Origin of the sequence: Acinetobacter sp. 18QD2AZ41W (assembly GCF_009829025.1) — a bacterium.
Classification (GTDB): domain Bacteria; phylum Pseudomonadota; class Gammaproteobacteria; order Pseudomonadales; family Moraxellaceae; genus Acinetobacter; species Acinetobacter pseudolwoffii.
In genome coordinates, this window is sequence record NZ_WURP01000002.1 from 22,609 (window position 1) to 42,563 (window position 19,955).

A 19,955-nucleotide genomic window follows, 5' to 3' on the forward strand; every position below is an offset into this window, starting at 1 on the left:
AAGCTTCACAAATAATATGGACTCCGAAATTTTACTAAATTTCCAGTTAAAAGTTAATGCAACTCAAGTGTTTCTTTGTGATGCTCGTTATTTTATAACTAAATGATGCTCTTAATGATTATTCAATAATCACTTTTAGATCAGATCTCAAGAAACAAGCCTATGAGCAGGCCCTTTTAACTGAATTTAATGCATAAAAAAGGCAACCATGATGTTGCCTGATTTGAAGTTAAAAAGATACTCCACCTTAGTGTACAGTGGTCGAGTTTAAATATTGCTGATATGAATCCCGGCAGCCTTTGAATTTCACCACGCATTCATCTTCACACATCGTGCTGTGATTATTGCTGGCAAAGGAAATATCCACCTGATACAGCTTTTTTTCTTGTTCTAGCACCTTCTTTAAAAATACTTTGTCGCCTACGCTCAGGACATAGCGACTACCAGCAATAATGACTACACCATGTTCATCTTCTAAGAGCAGATCAGAATGATGTAAATATCTGACGACTTGCATATTGTGTTACTCCTCGGGTAATTGGAGTTAAATTCATTATTCAATATAAAGATAAGTATTTCTATATTTTAGATTTAGAAATTGTCACAAAGTGTACATTTTGCTTAGGCTATTTTTTTATTATTAAGTAGAGGTTTTTTTGTCTTTTATTCGGGTTGATACTTTTTTTAAAGAGATGTTGCTATGCCTGATTCAGCCATTAAAAAACCGTTCCCTAGAACGGTTTGTAATCTGGTAATTCATCATGCGGCGTGGCAATACATTTTTCAGTAAACTCAGCGCGGACTTTTTCACGGGCTGCTTTTACATCTGCCTTAATCTCTTCGGCTGGAAGTGCGTAGACTTCATCAATAATGTTCAGAATAAAACCTTTGGTGGTTTCATCATCGATCTTGAGGGCATGCTCGATTGCTTTCTCTTTCTCAATCGCATTCTGACGATCCAGCATAATGGTTCGCGCGGCATTTCCCACACTTCGACAATAACCTTGCCACTGCTCTTCAGGGGTTAAGGGTTTCTTCTCGGCACAACCGGCCAGAGCCAGCATAAACGATAAAGCCAATAACTTTTTCATGAGTTTCTCCTTCCGAGGGGCAATATAAAAGATCGGGGAAGATTTGTCATTTAAAATGCCAGTATGACTCTAAATTTAAAAAAGCCCATCAATGGGCTTTTGTTTTTTAAATGATTAACCGCATGAAGCCTGAAGAATTTTTTTGCTGGCAGGATCTACAGTTACTGTCACACGCTCTTCACGATAATCCATGGTGACTGCTTGGCCCGGCTCGACCATACGTACAATCTGCGCCTGGGTTTTCTGTTTGATTTGCGCTTCAGTCAGGTTGGACTGACCAACCAATGTCATCGCCTGATCGGTAATACATTTAGGCTGGTTCATATGCAGCAACTCCCATTCTTCTACCACCTGTCCATTCTTTAAATGACAATATCCAACCTGGCCATTACTTTCATTACGTATTTCAAGCTTGCCACCCTGATTGACACAATAAGTGCTCGCCGGATTTGGCATACCTATTTTGGGCGCTTCCGTTTCTGATTGTGGTGTAGTGGTACAGGCGCTTAAAGCAACCGCCAGCAAACCGAACAGCATTGTTTTTTTCATGAGCGTGTATTCTTCTTCAATAATTCTGCACTAATTTAGCATATTTCCATACCTTTTCTAGGCACAAGTCTGTGTACATTGTTAATCAAACACCTTCAATAAAGTTTAAGAATAAAAGTATTGCTAAATTCAGTATTGCTAAATTCAGTATTGCTATCTTGCCAACTATTTGATTGCTGAAGCTAGAGATGCGTGGAATCTGTTTAAATTGAGACGAATACTAATTTAGCGTTCTCAATTAAGTAATTCTTCATTCCATTATCAACACAATGTCATTACATAAAGTTTAAATAACTGCATTTTTAGATTTGTGATCTTTGCCAGATTGATTTACTATTTGATTGAATTTTAAACTTTCTACTGGCATGACAGACGATCTCCAACTCTCCCTCAAGGAATATCTTGCGACAGTTCAGGAAGTGGTCAAACTCACTTTCGATACGCCGGTATGGGTCAAAGCTGAGATTCGTAACCTTAGTATCAAAGCAGGTCATTATTATCTGGAACTGGCAGAAAAAGAGGCTGATAGCGATCAGGTCATTGCCAGTTGCCGAGCCACCATCTGGAAATTTAGCGCCCAGAAAATTGTCACTCAATTTGAACGTGAAAGCGGGATTGAATTAAGTCGTGATCTCAAAGTTCTGATTAAAGTCAAAGCCAATTTTGATCCACAATATGGTTTTTCTTTAAATATCGTCGAGATTGACTCGGGTTATACCTTGGGTGATATTGCCCGGCGTTATCAGCAGATTATTGACAGGCTAAGCGCTGAAGGGCTGATTCAGCGTAATAGAAACCTGCCCAGCCCTTTTGATTTGAACCGAATTTTAGTGATTGCTCCCGAAAACGCAGCAGGTCTCGGAGATTTCAGAAAAGATGCCGATGCACTACATCGTGCGCAAGTTTGCGAGTTTATCTATCACACTGCGACTTTTCAGGGAAATTCTGCCCCGCAAAGCATTATGCAGAGTCTGGCACAAGCTCTGAAACAATGGGCGAAAACCTATGACACTGCGCCAGATTTAATCGTCATTATTCGGGGTGGCGGAGCAGTCAATGATCTGGCTTATTTAAATGATTATGATCTGGCTGCCCTGCTCTGTAAACGCTCGGTTCCGATTTGGGTGGGCATCGGACATGAAAAAGACCACACCATTCTGGATGAGATTGCGCATCGCTCCTTTGATACTCCGAGTAAAGTCATCGCCGGAATTCGCAATCATATAGTCGAACTCACACAAGATGTCTTGAATTATTTACAGCGGATTCAGCGTTTATCTCAACAGCAAATTCAGGCCTACCAAAATCAGAATGATCAATTCTTAAAACTCATTCAAAGTCTGGCCAACAGCCAAATTATGGATGCCCTGCAACGTCTGCAACAGATCAAGGCCAATACCTCCAGTCTGGCTCAGCAACATACCCAACTAATCAATCAGCAGCTAGATGCCCTGATGCGGGAAACGCTATTGCAAAACCCACGACATGTTTTATCGAAAGGTTATGCCATCGTACGTCAGCAAGAACATGTGGTGGGTTCTATCAACCAGATTCAGCCCAGCGATCCGGTTCAGGTAGAACTGCAGGATGGCATTTTTTCAGCACAACTTATACAGGTACTTCCCCATGACTCATGATACTTTAAGCTTCCAGCAAGGCTATGACATCTTGAAAAAGAATGCGGAATTGCTCGAATCTCAGCAAGAACCGGACATTGATAATCTGATGAAAATCGTGGAAGAATCCATGAGCGCCTATAAAGCCTGCAAGGCACGTGTTGAAGCGGTGCAAAGTGCGCTAAATGACACATTTAAAGATTAGTGATTGAATGACTCTAGTTGATTAGCTTAGGCTATTTAAGCATCTTTATATCATAAAAAACCCTCAAAAAATGAGGGCTTTTTTCAATTTAATTTACGCTATGAATATCCAGTTCCTCATTACTTGCCAATACGACAGAGGCTAAAATTGGCACCCCCAGAATAAAGGGTACAGCGAAGATCCATAAAACCACAGTCACTTCTGGATCAAAGAAAAATTGAATCGAAAGCGCAGTCAAAATAAGTACAGCGAATAGAATCATTGCAAAACGGATTATAAATTTAGTCGCCATGCGAACATACTCTGATGAGTGAAATTGTACTTTCAATATACACCTAATTTTATTAAGGCTTTATTGATTTTCAATTTATTATGATCTGATTTGATTGATTTTTTATATTTTAGCGCTGATTTATTGCTTCATTCATTTTTCTTAAGGATGTAACAGAAACATAATTTCAGCCATATTTCACAACTTTTTTGCAGCCCATTGCGCTTAAATTCTGATATTCATTGCTTCTACAGGTGTATACCCAAAGCACTGTACTTCATGACAAAGAAAATCACGAACATAAAAAGCCCAATATTGAATTGGACTTTTTTCTTTACTCTTCAACTTCTATGGGATTACCATCTTCAGGGCGAATATGCCGCGTGCCATCATCTGCAGGATCAACACTTGAACCATCTTTGGTAATCGTGTTGTACAGCTCATCCTCTTTCTTATCATCGATAAACTCTTCATCTTCGAAATCTTGAGGCTCATTGTCATCATCGAAGTTTAACGGCTTTTCTTCATCTATCATGGCGATCCATCACTTCTATAACCCAGAAAATATCATGCTCAAACATTTGATCGTTTCATTCAAGGGTCAAGCATGATCATTTGTGTAACCGGGTCTATATTGCGGTTTTCAAGCCAGATACATATCAATAGATACTAGCGTTCTTTGATAAGTCATTTTTTAATCATTATAAATAAAATACCCTCATCCTCTTGCGAAGCAGTGCTTCTCATCCCAGAAGGATGAGGGTATTTTCAGCATCTATTTAAATATGAATAAATTGAACATTTTTTGATCAGTTAAAGATATCTAATGAAATCTAGCAATCATTTAAAAAATATTTATCTGTCCTTATGATTAGAAACGCCAGTTATAGAACAAGTCAATTGCACGTTCTAAGGACTGACTCGCTTCCAAGTAAAGACGCTGATTCACCTGATAACGTAAAGTCAGCTTGTTCACCGGGGTAAACACCCCAACACCATAACGAAGATATAAATCAGGGGTAATATAGCCGGTCACCGACACCTGGGTATCATCCCCTGTCCCTTGTGCATCTAGTGCCAAACCACTCAAGCCAAAAGTCCGTCCAATCTGGTTGGTGAGCGCGCGGGTTCCACCCAGGCCCAGACTGATACCTGCTGCGGCAATGGTATTATTCACATCAGATCTGAATCCTTCAGCCTGACTTAAACCGGATGCACCTTCGTTGATACGACCAGTAATCAAGGCATTTAAAGCTTCCTGCTCTGACAAGCCAGCATCATTATAAATCTGAATATTTGGACTTGAAGCAGTGCCCGTCACCCGTACCCCGACCGTACTTCCCTGAACCGACTTATTGGCATCAACATCCAGCGTCGGATTGGTCAACTCACCATTAAAACGGGCAATGGCACGGTTCAGATCCAGACTCTGACCATAAGCTTCGATTTTCACCCGCTGTGATACCCCGATCGCACCATTGGCACGCATCGCAGTTTCCAGACCCCGCTGTGACAGATTGACCCGGCCCAATAGCGGAATACGGCTATCAAAGCCCTGGAATATCACTTGATTGCCCAGAGAAACCGCCACATCAGCCCGAATATCCCAAGGACGGGCAGATTTGAGAATAGCCAGCTGGTCATCACCTTCACGCACGACACGTACATCTGAAGAAAGTCCAACCACAGGTTCTGAGGCTTCAGGCATAGAAATTAGTGCACGTGGCACATCAACCGTACCACTTAGACTCAGCTTTTTATTGAATGGATACATGTCCAAAGTTAAATCGGGCGTAACCACGGCAGTAATTAAAGGTGCCTGACGAATCAGCAGATTTTCACCTTGCAGTTTTAACTGCACTCGCGGATCACCTTTCCAGTCGACTGAACCGGTCAATTTACCCACGCCACGACCACTGTTAAATGCACCATTAATACTGGCAGAATTCTGACGTATCGATGAATACAACTGCACATTGGTCAGATTCACCGGCAAGGAGATCATGCTGATCGAAGCATCTTTGACTCGAACCTCACCTTCCAGCAAAGGATCAGTTAAGGTTCCACTCACTTTTCCGGCATAGGACAAGGTGCCATCCAGATTACGGATGTCCTGAATAAAGGGTTTAAAGACTTTAAGCTGTACCTGATTAAAGGCAATTTCGCCACGCATCGGTTTACTGTCCCGATATGGATCAATAATGACATTGGCATACCCTGTCCCGATATCCGGAGTTTTTACATCCAGTCGAACTTGTAAGCCTTCTGCGACACTTTTTGCCACCAGACCCACTTCATCATATTTTAGGGTAGAACCTAAATAATCCGGGTCTTCCGAAGATAAGCCGACCACACCACTTCGGGTGACCAGACGCGCATCGATTTTTGGTTTAGCACCTTGCGCCCAGGCTGCCTTGGCATAACCGTTCACTTTACCGGTCAATGCCAGCCCTTCAGGCAGGAATGCACTGAAATCATCCAGATCCAGGTTTTGGGTCACAAAGGATACGCTGCCACGGGTTTTATTGACCCGAATCGGTTGATCAAAACACAACTGGCTTTGCTGACTCATCCAGCAATGTGCACCGACAAACAGATCAGACTGGGCCGCATTATAAATCACTGCCGCATTTTGACGCTGTACTAAATGAGCACGCAAAGAGTCAAAATCACCTTTTTGAATCTGACCCAGCCAGTTATTTTGTGCATTAAAGCCACCGGCCAGCTGCACAAAGAATTTTGACAGTTTATTTTCTGCCTGAACTTTAAGGATATGCGCCGCACGAGTACCGGCAAGTGATATTTCCCCGCGTACAATTTCCCGTGAACCGCTACGCAAGCGATCCATTGTGGCAGTTAATAAGGTTGCTGTGGTCTGCGAGGTCGGCAACTGCCCGCGGACACGAATTTTTTGCACACTCATCAGGTTTTTAAAGGCAAAATTATCAATCGAAAGATTTGCCGAAGCCTGCAAACGTGGCTGCGCCTGCATATTGATATAGCCCTGCGCACGACCTCTTAAGCCCGGATATAACTCATACAATGCTGGTGCGTTGACTTTGAGTTGCAGATTCTGCGCATTGCCGGTGGCCTGAATCTGGTTGCTGGCATAAGACAGGAACAGGTTATTGGCTTCAAACTGCTCTGGAACAAAACCACGCTGATTTGAATTAATAATGACTGATAAATTACCTGTGCCTCGTACCGGCTTGTTATTTAACATACCGGCCAGATTCAAACGCTGGATCTGAATGCGTTTTAAGGCATCTGACCAAACCCCTTGGGTTTTTACATTGCCCGACAACTCGCCTTTCAGGTTGGCATTAAAATATTGCGGCTTAAAGCGGATTAATGAAGCGTTAATATCCCAGTCAATACCATTTGCCAGATTCACCAGACCATTGGCATTAATCTTGCCAGCGATACCATCATGACGCAATTCATTGACTCTCAATACTTCTGGTGTACCTGAAACACGCAGTTTCAGGATTCCCTGACTGGCTTGCAACTGACTGGCATTTAAAGCCCCATCATAATTGACTGCATAGCCTCTAAAACCACCGCCGGCTTTTTCATTATGGAATAATAAAGCAATGGTACTGTTACCGGTCAGACGTACTGTTTCGTTCTGTTCTGCCAGGCGCCCAGTCAGGTCTACATTAGACAGTTTAATAATCTGCTGATTGGGTTGTGCATAGCCATTGGCCTTGATCTGGCCATTTAAACGGTCTATCGGTGAAGCCGCAGCCAGACTTCGGGTATTTAAGTCCTTGGCGTTTAATAATGCAGTCCATTTCAACTGGCGTTTTTCTTGTGGCAGTTCAATTCGCGCATGACCGCTTAAGCTACCTGCCTGTGCATTGGCGCTATAATTGAAGCTCGGCACATTTAGAATATTATTTTTCAGATCCAGTTTGGCCTGATACATGCCTGCTGGCAGAAGACCTTGTTCGTGCTGTTCGACTTTGGTTGCCACATGAATATTCTGCTGGCCTTCGACCAGTGCCAGTTTCACATCGCCAGACTGACTGCTGAGCCAGCCGACATAGGGTACGGCGCGGTCGATATTTTGCCAGGCAACATCCAGAAGAATCGGTTGTGCTTTATTGTCTTTAACCGGATTCTGATCCAGTTTGATATTCCAAGTTTCATAACGGTCAAAATCTACCAGCGCCGTCAGATGCAGGCCATTTTCCAGATTGCCTTTTGAGGCAATATTGCCATCCAGGCTAGGTGGTAAAAAGTCTTGTACGACTTGCGGGATACGTTCATGCTTAGGATCAATTCCGTTTAATCGTCCGTTCAGATCCCAGCTTACCTGTTCGTTCCAGCCCACTGTCCCGGCAAGGCTAACCGCACCTTTCATCAGCTGGCCATTCAGATCGGTAATATTGAGCTGATTGACCAGATCGGTATACATCACCGCGTTATACTGGCCTTGTGGAATATTTTCACCGATCAGGTCGGTACGGACGTTCAAGTCCAGGCGATCGATATCTCCATTGAACTCGGCAATCCCGTCTTTCGTAAACAGTTTCTGCTCAGTCAGAATCGGCCAGTTATAATCCTTAAATTTTAACTCGCCACGCATCGGCACCTGGGGCCGCATTGGATGTACGATGGCCCAACCGGTTAATAAATCGGGTGTATTGGTCGCTACGCCTGCCTGAATCGTATCCAGCGTGCCACGCGCCCGAACCTGAATATCATGAATATTCAAGCTGTCTCTTAAAGAAGGCAGATTGACGATTGCGCGGGCATCCAGTGGATATTTGCCTTCAAACTGCATTTTACCCGTCGCTTCACGCACCGAGAGATAACCCATATCCATGCGGGAATCTTCAAAGTTTAATTCGGTACCAGACCAGAGCGCATCATTTAATTCGATATTATAAAAATCAACTGCCGTGGTTTGGGTTTTAATCACCAGATGATCAAGGAGCAGATGATCGACGCGCAGCACAAAAGGCAAACGGATGGCATTGAACTTGAAAGGTTCGCTGCTAGACGGAGTTTTATTAATAATTTGCAGGTTACGGACATCTGCTTCATTCAGATGAATTTCTTTTTTGATGATCGCCCGCCAGCCCAGTTTTACATCAGCACGATCAATTTTGACATCGACCGGTTTCAGGCTGACCAGCACATTTTTAAGAATAATTCCACGCCATAAATTTCCGCCTTCATATTCATAATGAATAATTTGCTGGCGTTGTAATACCTGATCTAGCAGGAACTTACTGCCCTGATTGGTCGAAAACAGCAGCGCCAGCACAGAGAGCAGGAAAATGAGTGAGAAAAGTACCGACAACAGGATACTTCTCAATATACGGCGCTTTTTCGGCACAACGCTATCTTGTGGTTGTTGTTCTGGCTGTGGTTGGTTCTCGACCATGATGTACCCAAATAACTATTTTTAAAAAATGATGTTTTATAACTGCGAACCAATAAAGAAATGCAGACGAATTGGGTGATTGTCATCAGACAATCCAGTCGCCACATCGATACGAATCGGTCCAATCGGTGAGGCCCAACGTATCCCCACACCCGCACCATATTCGGTCGGATTACTGAACTCTTTATTATAAGCATTTCCGGCATCTGCAAAAACCGCAGCACGCCAGCCTTCCCTAAACTGATAGTTATACTCTAAGGAAGCAACCCCTAAGGCCTGACCACCGACTTTAAAGCCTTCAATTTCCGGAGAAAGACTCTTGTAATCAAAACCACGAATGCTCTGGTCACCACCGGTGAAATATCTCAGGTTATACGGCACTTTGGCAAAATCTTCAGTGAAGATATAACCGGCATCGGCACGTCCAACAAACTGATGATCTGCATTTTCACCCAATGAATAGATAAAACGCCAGCCTGCATTTACAATCGCCATATCTGCATCAGACAATAACGCCTCACTACCCAGCTCGACTTTGTAGGTCTGCTTGAAACCCTTGGTCGGATTGACCCGACGATCGGTATCGGTACGTGAAACTTCATAACCGACCAGTAACGACTGCTGTTCATCTTCGGTATTAAAGCGAAACGCTTCCGGAATCTGGTTAAAATCAACAGAACCATTCTGCTTCAAGCGATCCAGACGGTAACGCGCTCCAAAAGTACGCTGCCAGTTACCCAGCGGGTTTTTAATAATCCGGTCTACACCCAGCACTGCCGATTCAATTTGCAGACCTTCACCTTGAGCCACGCCATCACGTTCTTCGCGCTCATAACCACCGACAATACTGACATAATCATTCAGCGGATGGTGATAAGGAATGTTATAACGACCATCGATGGACTGCCGGATACCGGACAACTCGAGGTTGGCATCAAAAGAATGTCCGCGCTTATTTACAATGGCGCGGCGGTACTGACCACGTAGACGGATATTGGTATCTGTTCCATAACCCAGACCCAGTTCAGCACTGTTTAAACGGTCTGCATTTAAAGTCACAATCACTGGAACTTTCTTCTCTTCCCGCGCTTGTGCCTTTAAACGCTCCTGCTCATTTTCTTTGGTCTGCTGCTCGACCCGCAAGCTTCTTAAATTTGGATTTTCCTGATCGCGGCTACCGGCAAACTGGTCTTCATCGACGACATTTTGAGTGACTTCTTTAGCAGATGCCACTGAGCGATCAGGCTGTGTCGCAGTCGCCTGATCTTCAGAAAGTTTCTGTTCTTCTATCAGGCTTTGAATATCCGGTGCCAGCTCCAGCTCCCTGTCAACCGGATCAGGGCGAATTGCGTCCACCAGGGTATAGTTAAAATAGCGCGAGTTGGTCAGGTTATTGGCCAGGCTATTCACTCGCCAGAAGGTATAGTCTGCACCATCTTTCCAGGTGACCAGACTTTCGAGTACATCACGATCCAGCGGAAATTCCTTTTCAGGATCACTCATTCTAAACTCGACATTGCCCAGCTTGTAACGCTCGCCTGTCTCGAAACGTAGATTTACATCGGCCGTATTTTGTGGCTGTGAAATCTTGACATCATGCAAGCGCCAGTATGAATCAAAATAACCGTTGTTATTGGCGGCAGTATTAATCCGTTGTTTGGTCTGTTCATAATTGCCGTGATTGAAAATATCGCCCTCTTCCTGCTCAGGCAAAAGACTGATGACCTGGAATTGCGGCTGTTCCGCACCCGCTCCGCTAAATTCCAGATTTTGTGTAGTGATCAGCACAGGTTCATTCGGGGTGACAAAAACCCGAACGCGACTATCAGAGATTTTTTCAAACCTGAACTGGGCATTGTAATAACCGACTGCCTGTGCCGCCTGTCGGGACAAGGTTCGCAGTTGTGGCAAAGCGGAATTAAAGTCGCCAAAAGACTCCTGGGTAAAACTGGACAGTTTGGCTTTGACATTATTTCTTAAATTCAGATAGCCTTCAGGCTCAGCTCTACGATTCAGCATACCATTGCTTTGCGCAATACCTTCGCCGTTCATAATCACCACATCCGCACTAATTCGCGGAACTCTCGCGGTCATGATCTGACGTGGCGGACGGATTTTATAAAATAGTCGTTTAAAAATATTGGGACGTTTCTCATCTTCAGCAACAAGTGGCCCCGTTACTTCTGGCAAAGTCATGCCGGCTTCATTATTTTGTACAATAATCTGGCTGTCTGCCTGAATCGATTGCATCAACTGGTCGACATTTACAGGTGCCTGATTGATTTCAAGTAACTCTTGCTGACTGATATCTGCTACGACTGTTTCAGCGGTCTGGGTATTGCGATAATTTTGTGCTTCCTGCTTGGCTTGCTCGGCCTCACGATAAATTTCATTCGCCATGTTCTGGTCAATGGACTGGATCGGCAGCTCTTCCAGATCATCGAACTGGATCGGTGTAAATACGTCCAGACCGGAGCCTGCATTTTGCTGTTGCTCCAGCATCAACATGCTGTCGACAGATGCTTCCGGCTGTATCGCTTCTTCAATTTTTTCGGTGGCTTCATTTTCAGATGTGACCAGTCCCTGTCGCATCGCTTCTTTGGACAGTTCATCTACCATTTCTGCCTGAGAAATGGCCACAGGTGTTTCAGGCTGTTCGGTTTGTGCCATGCTCTGATGGGATAACATCATAAAAAAAATGCTCATACACAGCTGTGCCCCACTCTGAAGTGGTATAAGCGACCCCATACTGCGATGAAGCATCGTTTTTTTAAATTTTTTCTTTGCAGGCATGGCAAACTCGAAACGAATACATTCTTTAATTGATTATTTGACCGAAAAATATAAGCTAAAGAGCTTAATTGATTGGTTTTTACCTTTACATGGCTGAAAGTATCTTACATGATTTTTCTCAATGTTTACGCATAACTGACATTTCTTAATAAAACTTAATGTAGCACGCTCTATATGAACAAAAATGAACATTTGTTAGCTTCTCGGCGCTTTTTACCGATGTTTCTGACGCAGTTTTTTGGTGCATTAAACGATAATGTATTTAAACAAGCGTTACTCCTAGTCATCACCTACGGCTGGATTCAGCAACAATCGGCCAGCATCAGCACCTTGAATAATCTGGCTGCTTTGCTGTTTATCCTGCCTTATTTTATTTTTTCAGCCACCGCCGGACAAATTGCCGATAAATACGAACGTTCACAGCTGATTCGCTATTTAAAGATTCTGGAAATTGTGATTATGTTGTTGGGAACGGTGGGTTTCCTGCTTGGCAATCTCTGGATTCTGTTATTTGCCTTGTTCCTGATGGGAACCCAGTCCACCTTCTTTGGCCCAATCAAATATGCCATTTTACCGGAAGTGCTAAAACCCAATGAGCTGATGTCTGGCAATGCCCTGTTTCAGTCCGGAACATCGCTGGCAATTTTATTCGGTATGATTCTGGGTGGTGCGGTCATTGCTGCATCTTCTGGTAATCTGATCTGGATCAGTTTAACAGTCGTTGTGATCGCCCTGATTGGTTATGGATCGAGTCGTTATATTCTCAAACAAAATATCCCTGCACCAGAACTGCAAATTGACTGGAATTTTTTCCGTACCAGCTTGCAAACATTAAAATATGCTCAGGGTTTGCCATTAGTCTTTACCATTTTATTGGGCAACTCATGGTACTGGTTTTACGGCGCAACCTATCTGACTCAAATCCCTCAACTGACCTTGCAAAATCTGCATGCCTCTGAAAATGTTGCCAGCCTGCTCTTAACTTTCTTTTCTGTCGGAATCGGGCTAGGTTCATATTTATGCCGTAAAATTGGCGGCAGCAAGGTCAATATCAAGATGGTGCCTTTTGGCGCAATCGGTCTGGTGATCTTTGCCCTATATCTGGCCGCGAGTCTGGCCTTTGTTCCAGCACGTACCGGTGAATTAATCGGTCTGGCTGATGTGTTTCAGCAAGGCTGGAGTTATTACCATGTGATGCTGGCAGTGACCTTACTCGGGATTAGTGGCGGTTTTTATATCGTACCGCTTTATGCCATGATGCAGGCGCATTCTCCCCGCTCACATCGTGCGCGTGTGGTTGCAGCAAATAACATTCTGAATGCCGTTTTCATGGTATCTTCTGCTATATTTTCGATTATTATTTTAAGTATTTTAGAGCTTGATCTTAAAGTACTTTTTTGTATTACCGCAGTGTTGAGCGGCCTGTTTACCCTATGGCTGCTTTTCCGACTCAAACCCATGATCAAAACCGCGAAAACACCCTTGGAGGATTAATTCATGCGTCAATATACAGGTGTCGACAAGCTGATTCATTCTTTTGATCAGGCATTACGCAGTCTCGTCCCGGGCACGACATCGGCACAACGTGAAAATCCAGCCCAACCGGTAGAAACACAATTGACGGTGAGCGATGCCCGTCATGTGGCAGGTTTGATGCGGGTCAATCATAGTGGTGAAGTGTGTGCACAGGCGCTCTATCATGGTCAGGCCATGACGGCAAAACTTCCGAATGTTCGTCGTGAAATGGAACAGGCAGCGATTGAGGAGCAGGATCATCTGACCTGGTGTGAAGACCGCTTGAAAGAACTGGATAGCCATACCAGTCTGCTCAATCCGGTCTGGTACGGCCTGTCCTTTGGTATGGGCGCGCTGGCCGGAATTGCCGGTGATAAATACAGTCTGGGTTTTGTCGCAGAAACTGAACGTCAGGTGAGCATGCATTTGCAGCATCATATCAGTCAGTTGCCGCCGCAAGATGAGCGTTCTCGGCGCATTCTGGAACAGATGAATGAAGATGAGCTGCATCATCGGGATACAGCGTTGAAGGCAGGCGGTGTAGATCTGCCTGCTCCGGTCAAAATCACCATGACAGCTATTTCCAAACTCATGACCAAGACCAGTTATTTTATTTAAAAAGATCGATCCGATCTCAGCCCACGCATTGTGGGCTTTTTAATGTGTCTCAAATTTTGATCTAAATTTATTCGCTAAAGATATGCGATCATCCTTTATTTACAATCCATATAAAATATGAGAAATACCACAGCTTTTCATTTCAATACTTCTTGCTCATTTCCGAGAGTAAATCCAGCTGGATTTCCTGTATTTGCGCCAGCCTTTCCCATTGATGCATTAATAGATGATCGAGTTTTTCATGTAAATGCTGGATTTCCAGTTCGGCTTTTAAATTGATCTGATAATCATTTTGAGAACGTAGACGGTCTTTTGCCTCTTGTCTATTCTGACTCATCATAATGACCGGTGCCTGAATTGCCGCGAGACAGGACAGAATTAAATTTAACAGGATAAAGGGATAAGGATCGGCAGGTTGAGTTACCAAAACAACCGTATTAATCGTAATCCACAGACCCAGAAAAATTGCAAAGCAAATTAAGAATGTCCAGCTTCCGCCAAAAGTTGCAATTTTATCGGCGAGCTTTTCGCCCAGAGTCCACTTTTGCTCTAATGCTGTTTCCACATTTTTGGTGATCAGTTCATGCTGATGCATGCTATGAATCACTTCGACCTCAAGATCTGTGACCTCACCCTTTTCCAAACTTAATAATGAATGTACATACTGCATGCGATAGCGGGTTAGATCTGTCTGACAAATATAATCTTGCGGCGTCCAGACTGGAATATCCTTGCCAATCTCTTCAGTAATGACTTTTCTGACCGTTCCCATCGGAGTAAGATCTTTCAGAAGAAAGTGCTTGCCGCACACCAAACATTTATGGCTCTCATTTTTTTCTTTCATGATAATTCTCTTTTTAAACCAGCTCACTCAGCTATAATTTTTATATAATTGTTTTTATTAAATAAATTTGATCCCTTGGATATCAATTATATATCAAGTCCGTCTGGTCTTTTGAATAAATGAATTTCACCTCGGTTTTATTTTGGATTGATAAAATACTTAACCAAGCGCACTATGATCTGATCATTCAAGGTAATTTTCAGATCGATTCAATCCTACTATCTATACATGACTTAAATTTACTATAATCATAATGATAATAAAAAAGGGCTTCATTGTGTGCCATTCATACCATCTTGAAAAACATTATATCGAACGTGCGGGCTGGCTTCGTGCAGCTGTACTGGGGGCAAATGACGGGATTATTTCGGTCACCAGTCTGGTGGTGGGTATCGCAGCCAGTGGAGCATCCACTGAAATTTTATTGGTAACCTGTGTTGCCGGATTGATTTCTGGCGCCGCATCAATGGCAGCTGGTGAATATATTTCAGTAAAATCCCAGCAAGATATTGAAACCAATGATCTACTCATGGAAGAGCGCGAACTGCAACGCCATCCCACCCATGAATTAAATGAGCTCAAAACGATTTATATACAACGAGGTCTGGAACCCGCTTTGGCACAACAGGTCGCTGAACAGTTGACCGACCATAATGCCTTGGATGCCCATGCCCGGGATGAAATTGGTATTTCAGCACATACCTCGGCTCAGCCCTTTCTCGCTGCATTTTCTTCGGCTATGGCATTTACGGTAGGTTCATTATTTCCTTTAATTTCAATCATGATTCTACCGGAACACTATCTGGATAAAGGCGTCATGCTGATTGGCGTTTTAAGTTTGGGGATGATGGGTGCACTGGCGAGCTATGCCGGTGGAGTGAGCGTCTGGAGAGGTGCAGTTCGGGTGATGCTGTGGGGAATTATCGCCATGTTATTCAGTGCGTGGATCGGATCATTATTTAATGTGTCTGTTGCCTAAATATGGGTTTATTTTTTAGTTAAATACAGAATAGGATTGAGCGGTTCTTCTATTAACATCACTGAAAAATGTTTTTTCGAAAAACTAACGGCTCTAACAAAACTTGAGTTTATTTTAATTTACGTTCAGTTTTAATTTAGACGCTTAAACCTTAAGATCTATGTCTGAGAGGTATTGTTATGGAAACTACGATCATTCTTGCCATCTTGGTGATCATTATCGTATTGCTGATTATTTTTTATAACAAGAAAAAGTAAAAGCGCGATGATGCATTTTTACTGCTTTGAGGGTTTTTACTGATCTTAGAATAAATTCCAGAGCTTCAAATCAATCACATATGAATTCCTTGTCGGAAAACCATGAAATCCTCATTGGATCACATAAAGGATCCCAAAAATTAAAATAACATAAGCCAAGATTTCTCATATTTTCATGTTTAAATGATTCCTAAACTCCACCTGAGCCATCTTATCTGAATTTTTCTTTTCATATAAAAACAAAAAACTGCATCATAAAAAAAGCCTGATCTTGCTTGATCAGGCTTTTAAATATTCGTATTGCATAAATTACATCAGCAAAAAATTAGGTGATTTGATTTAAATCAGCTGTTCAACTCTTGGGAAACAATGTAACTCATGCTCGAATACAGGGTCTTGCCAGATATCAAACATGGGAACTTTTACATCCAAAGCCAGGGGCAATTTTTTTTCATTAAACTGCATATGTCGAAGATCTGATCCCCAGGCAATCAGATCTACATCCAGGGTAATTTGATGCGATGGACGTGTCCGCCCTGATGCCTGTTCCAGCTGTTTAAGCAGCTCAATAATTTCTGCACTCGACACCGAACTTTTTAATAGACATGCCGCATTCCAGTAATCGGCGCCGATGCCATCCCGGCAAGGAATCCTATAAATGGGAGAGAACTGGACTTCTCCCCATTCAGAAATACCTTGCTGTGCAGCTTGAAAATGTTGCTGAGGATGACAATTACTCGCTAATGCTAGAGCGAAAATCGTTTCGGTGGCGTTCAAGACGTATCCCTACAGAATTGGCTTGCGCGATAATGGCAGGCTTACGGATCGTAATATTAATCGATTCAATTGCTGTAAAGGTAGTAAAAAGTGCATTCAGCACTAACTTTGCTGCATGTTCAATCAATTCAGGCTGAGCTTCTTGAATGACCTTGGCTGAAATCTCACAAATTTCTGCATAATTCAGCGTATCTGCAAGAGCATCTGAATTTGATGCCTGTTCTAAATCGGTTTGAATGGTCAAATCCAGCATTAAAGGCTGAATAATTTGACGCTCCCAGTTAAAGCAGCCCACGACTGTTTCAACCTTTAAACCTTCAATAATAATGGCGTCCATTGGATTGCTCGAGAATATGATATTTACAACTAATCTCCCTAAATCCCTCTTTTATAAAGAGGAACTTTTATCGCTTATACTTTATCAAGCAGTGAAACACTCCTCCCTGAGCTATTTTAAAGCGCTGCTTTAAAATTCGCGCAAGGAAGGGAGGTCGGGAGGGATTAAATTAATGCTTTAACAGTAAATTCGGATCAATGTCCTGAATCATTTGCAAACGCTGATCGGCATAGATATCGGTATATGGTGCCAAAATTCGCATAAAACGGTCGAAATACAGCATTTGCTTAAACAGCAAAGCAAAGTCGCGCGGGAAGCGGATGCCGTGACGTTCACCCACAGCCACCATATCCATCATGATATCGTTCAGATCAGCCGGATTTGATGTTAACAGCTCCTGAGGGTCTGCCATCAATACGCCACTGAATAAACGCTCAAGATCCGCTGCCAGAACTTTGGTATCAATCTGCACAGCAGTCATACCCATTTTCAGCATGTTCTGTGCCATCAACTCATAATTGGTATGTTGCAATGAATCCATAAATGCCATACATGCCGTCCATACCTCAGGTTTGAGCTGGCCAACAATGCCAAAATCGATAAAACCGACACGGCCATCTTCGAGCAGCATCAGGTTGCCTGCATGCAGATCGGCATGGAAACTGTTACACATCATCAGGCTGCCAAACCAGGTGTTCATTGCGGTAATGAGTACTTGAGATGGATCTTTGGATACTTTTTTGACCACTTCAAAATCGGTCAATGGCACACCATACAAGCGTTGCATGGTCAGCACACGACGGGTCGAATACTGATGATAAACCTTAGGTGCAGTCGCTGCCTTATTATTGGTGATATTCAGATAATTGACAAAATCATCCAGATTCTGTGCTTCTTCGATAAAATCAACTTCACGTACCATCCGGGTTTTGATTTCATCAACAATATCGGCCAGCGAAGCGAATTTGACTTTGGGCACGGCTTTTTCCAGCACTTTGGTCGCCCAGTGCAGTACATTTAAATCGGTGTATAAAATGGTTTCCACACCCGGTTTTTGTACCTTAATCACGACATCTTCGCCAGACACCAGCTTGGCCGCATGCACCTGTGCAATAGACGCAGAGGCCAATGGCGTTTCATCAATCGAGGCAAAGATCTCATCCAGATTACGCCCTTCAAATTCAGAGGCCAACACTTGCTGGATATAACTGAACGGCAAGCGTGGAGTCTGATCCAGACAGCCCTGAAATTCTTCTACATATTCACGCGGAAATAGAGACGGCGTACTGGCAATAAACTGCCCCAGCTTGATATAAGTTGAACCCAGAGATTCAAAAGTCTCCCGCATGAGTTTGGCATTGCTTGGCTTTTCAGTAGCATATTTAAAGCCCGCCTTTGCCGCAACGACCGCTGTTTCTCCCATGCGGGCAACTGAACGTATTCCATCTAACCAGATATTGTTTTTCATAATGTCTTAGGAAAAATTAATTACATGCAGTGTAGCAAAAAAATATTAATTTGCAGGCTTATCTTGCCTGACAGATCGGACAATCTGTATCTTTTTCGAAAGCGAGAATCCGCTGCTTAAAACTCAATCCATCCCATAACAGCAGTTTTTGTCTGAGTGGCATCAATCCCAAACCCAGATATAACAAGGCATGATGGGCTTGCAAGCTGGCCATCACGTTAGGCGTGGTCGCCAGTACTCCGGAATCTGCACAGCGCAGACTTTCATCGGCCTGATTCTCGGGTGGGAACAGGCAGGCATAGCAGGCCGAATCCCCTTCGAGCATAAAAAGTTGCCCTTGCAGGCCAATCGCCGAGGCACTCAACAAAGGTACATTCAGTTCTACACAGCGCTGATTAACCAGATAACGTGTCGCAAACTGGTCGCAACCATCCAGCACCAAGTCCTGATGCCGAATCACACTGACTGCATTTTCAGCCGTTAAGGCCTGATTAATATATTCAACCTGTACGTTTGGATTAATTTGGCCCAGTCGTTTCGCCAGAATTTCTGCTTTGTAAAGTCCAAGATCCTGCGGTGTAAATGTAAGTTGTCGCTGTAAATTGCTCATCTCGATCGTATCTGGATCGATCAGGGTAATTTTTCCTACACCGGCACGTGCCAAAAGTTCTGCCAGTGCACAGCCAATTCCACCACAACCAACAATGCAGACATTAGAAAATTTTAACCGTTCTTGAGCGTCAATATCCCAGTCATCTAAGAGAATCTGACGGCTATACAAATGTAATTCAGCATCGGTGAGTTCGAATTCTGGGGATATGGCATCCATATTAAATGTAGACAACGTCTTTCCTTGTTTCGAAAATTTTTAACAATGATCGCAAAATTGGCTTTACTGATGTTTCTGAAGGCTAAAAATCTTTGGAAGATCAATTTCACAGTCAATTCACAGCACATCAATAAATGGTTTGGCCATCGCTGAGCCAAATAGCATATCAGCTAAACGCTCGGTATCAAGCTGCAGCCACTAGGGCTTGGCATGATTTTTTTGAATCACCTCAATTAAACAGTTCCGGCAAATGGCTCTCCAGTTTATAAAAGGCGTCAGACCTGCTGTTATTAAAATCTTTGCTATTAAATTACCCTGTACATTAAGTTGCCTTGTTTAGCGATTCTGTAGTCTCTGCCTGCATTTGCGTATAAAAATGTATGAGTTCAGTGAGACCTCAGGCATCTGTCT

At 43.2% G+C, this 19,955-nt stretch carries 17 protein-coding genes; 5 read left to right on the plus strand and 12 right to left on the minus strand.

The features are described from left to right. Positions 1–247 precede the first annotated feature (247 nt). The 3 genes from GVV58_RS03100 to GVV58_RS03110 form a co-directional block, all read right to left on the minus strand. Positions 248–517, minus strand: coding sequence for a hypothetical protein (locus GVV58_RS03100; RefSeq protein WP_005097192.1), 270 nt, complete (start codon positions 515–517; stop codon positions 248–250). 214 nt (positions 518–731) lie between these two features. Continuing rightward, positions 732–1,091, minus strand: a complete 360-nt coding sequence (locus tag GVV58_RS03105; protein ID WP_005097193.1) for a hypothetical protein — start codon at positions 1,089–1,091, stop codon at positions 732–734. Between the two features lie 114 nt (positions 1,092–1,205). Next, complete coding sequence (locus tag GVV58_RS03110) at positions 1,206–1,640, minus strand: I78 family peptidase inhibitor (protein WP_100329581.1); 435 nt, start codon at positions 1,638–1,640, stop codon at positions 1,206–1,208. A gap of 365 nt (positions 1,641–2,005) precedes the next feature. Between GVV58_RS03110 and xseA the strand changes: the two genes are divergently transcribed. Together xseA and xseB are read left to right on the plus strand one after the other, a co-directional pair. Next, positions 2,006–3,277, plus strand: a complete 1,272-nt coding sequence (gene xseA / locus GVV58_RS03115) for an exodeoxyribonuclease VII large subunit (protein ID WP_074383211.1) — start codon at positions 2,006–2,008, stop codon at positions 3,275–3,277. Further along, the gene (gene xseB, locus GVV58_RS03120; protein ID WP_005170556.1) at positions 3,267–3,461 is read left to right on the plus strand and encodes an exodeoxyribonuclease VII small subunit; all 195 of its coding nucleotides are present in this window, start codon (positions 3,267–3,269) and stop codon (positions 3,459–3,461) included. The genes xseA and xseB overlap by 11 nt, the downstream gene beginning before the upstream one ends. Before the next feature lie 88 nt (positions 3,462–3,549). Here the strand turns inward: xseB and GVV58_RS03125 are convergent, their stop codons facing one another. From GVV58_RS03125 to GVV58_RS03140, 4 genes are all read right to left on the minus strand, one after another. Then, positions 3,550–3,753 carry a hypothetical protein gene (locus GVV58_RS03125; protein ID WP_005097198.1) on the minus strand — a complete coding sequence of 68 codons (204 nt, stop codon included), beginning with the start codon at positions 3,751–3,753 and terminating at the stop codon, positions 3,550–3,552. Between the two features lie 313 nt (positions 3,754–4,066). Continuing rightward, positions 4,067–4,267: a hypothetical protein gene (locus GVV58_RS03130; RefSeq protein WP_005097200.1), complete on the minus strand. Its 201-nt coding sequence runs from the start codon at positions 4,265–4,267 to the stop codon at positions 4,067–4,069. 336 nt (positions 4,268–4,603) lie between these two features. Next, positions 4,604–9,127: a translocation/assembly module TamB domain-containing protein gene (locus tag GVV58_RS03135; RefSeq protein ID WP_159515993.1), complete on the minus strand. Its 4,524-nt coding sequence runs from the start codon at positions 9,125–9,127 to the stop codon at positions 4,604–4,606. Positions 9,128–9,163: 36 nt separating this feature from the next. After that, positions 9,164–11,920 (minus strand): autotransporter assembly complex family protein, encoded by a 2,757-nt coding sequence (locus tag GVV58_RS03140; protein ID WP_159515994.1) that lies wholly within the window; start codon positions 11,918–11,920, stop codon positions 9,164–9,166. Between the two features lie 174 nt (positions 11,921–12,094). Here GVV58_RS03140 and GVV58_RS03145 point away from each other — a divergent pair, with 174 nt between their 5' ends. Both GVV58_RS03145 and coq7 read left to right on the plus strand, forming a co-directional pair. After that, positions 12,095–13,414: an MFS transporter gene (locus tag GVV58_RS03145; protein WP_100535308.1), complete on the plus strand. Its 1,320-nt coding sequence runs from the start codon at positions 12,095–12,097 to the stop codon at positions 13,412–13,414. Between the two features lie 3 nt (positions 13,415–13,417). After that, complete coding sequence (gene coq7, locus GVV58_RS03150) at positions 13,418–14,053, plus strand: 2-polyprenyl-3-methyl-6-methoxy-1,4-benzoquinone monooxygenase (RefSeq protein WP_159515995.1); 636 nt, start codon at positions 13,418–13,420, stop codon at positions 14,051–14,053. A gap of 142 nt (positions 14,054–14,195) precedes the next feature. On the opposite strand, the gene GVV58_RS03155 is transcribed toward coq7, so the two are convergent. Further along, on the minus strand, positions 14,196–14,897 hold the full coding sequence (locus tag GVV58_RS03155) for a DUF1003 domain-containing protein (RefSeq protein ID WP_074383218.1): 702 nt from the start codon (positions 14,895–14,897) through the stop codon (positions 14,196–14,198). Positions 14,898–15,174: 277 nt separating this feature from the next. Here GVV58_RS03155 and GVV58_RS03160 point away from each other — a divergent pair, with 277 nt between their 5' ends. Then, a complete protein-coding gene (locus GVV58_RS03160; RefSeq protein WP_159515996.1) occupies positions 15,175–15,876 on the plus strand; it encodes a VIT family protein in 702 nt (233 codons plus the stop codon). 596 nt (positions 15,877–16,472) lie between these two features. Here GVV58_RS03160 and GVV58_RS03165 read toward each other — a convergent pair. From GVV58_RS03165 to GVV58_RS03180, 4 genes are all read right to left on the minus strand, one after another. Then, positions 16,473–16,910, minus strand: a complete 438-nt coding sequence (locus GVV58_RS03165; RefSeq protein WP_100355339.1) for a 2-amino-4-hydroxy-6-hydroxymethyldihydropteridine diphosphokinase — start codon at positions 16,908–16,910, stop codon at positions 16,473–16,475. After that, positions 16,867–17,247 carry a dihydroneopterin aldolase gene (gene folB, locus GVV58_RS03170; protein WP_074383219.1) on the minus strand — a complete coding sequence of 127 codons (381 nt, stop codon included), beginning with the start codon at positions 17,245–17,247 and terminating at the stop codon, positions 16,867–16,869. Before folB ends, GVV58_RS03165 begins: the two co-directional genes overlap by 44 nt. Before the next feature lie 169 nt (positions 17,248–17,416). Further along, positions 17,417–18,715: an AarF/UbiB family protein gene (locus GVV58_RS03175; protein ID WP_005097212.1), complete on the minus strand. Its 1,299-nt coding sequence runs from the start codon at positions 18,713–18,715 to the stop codon at positions 17,417–17,419. Between the two features lie 58 nt (positions 18,716–18,773). Further along, positions 18,774–19,544 carry a HesA/MoeB/ThiF family protein gene (locus GVV58_RS03180; protein WP_159516161.1) on the minus strand — a complete coding sequence of 257 codons (771 nt, stop codon included), beginning with the start codon at positions 19,542–19,544 and terminating at the stop codon, positions 18,774–18,776. Positions 19,545–19,955 lie beyond the last annotated feature (411 nt).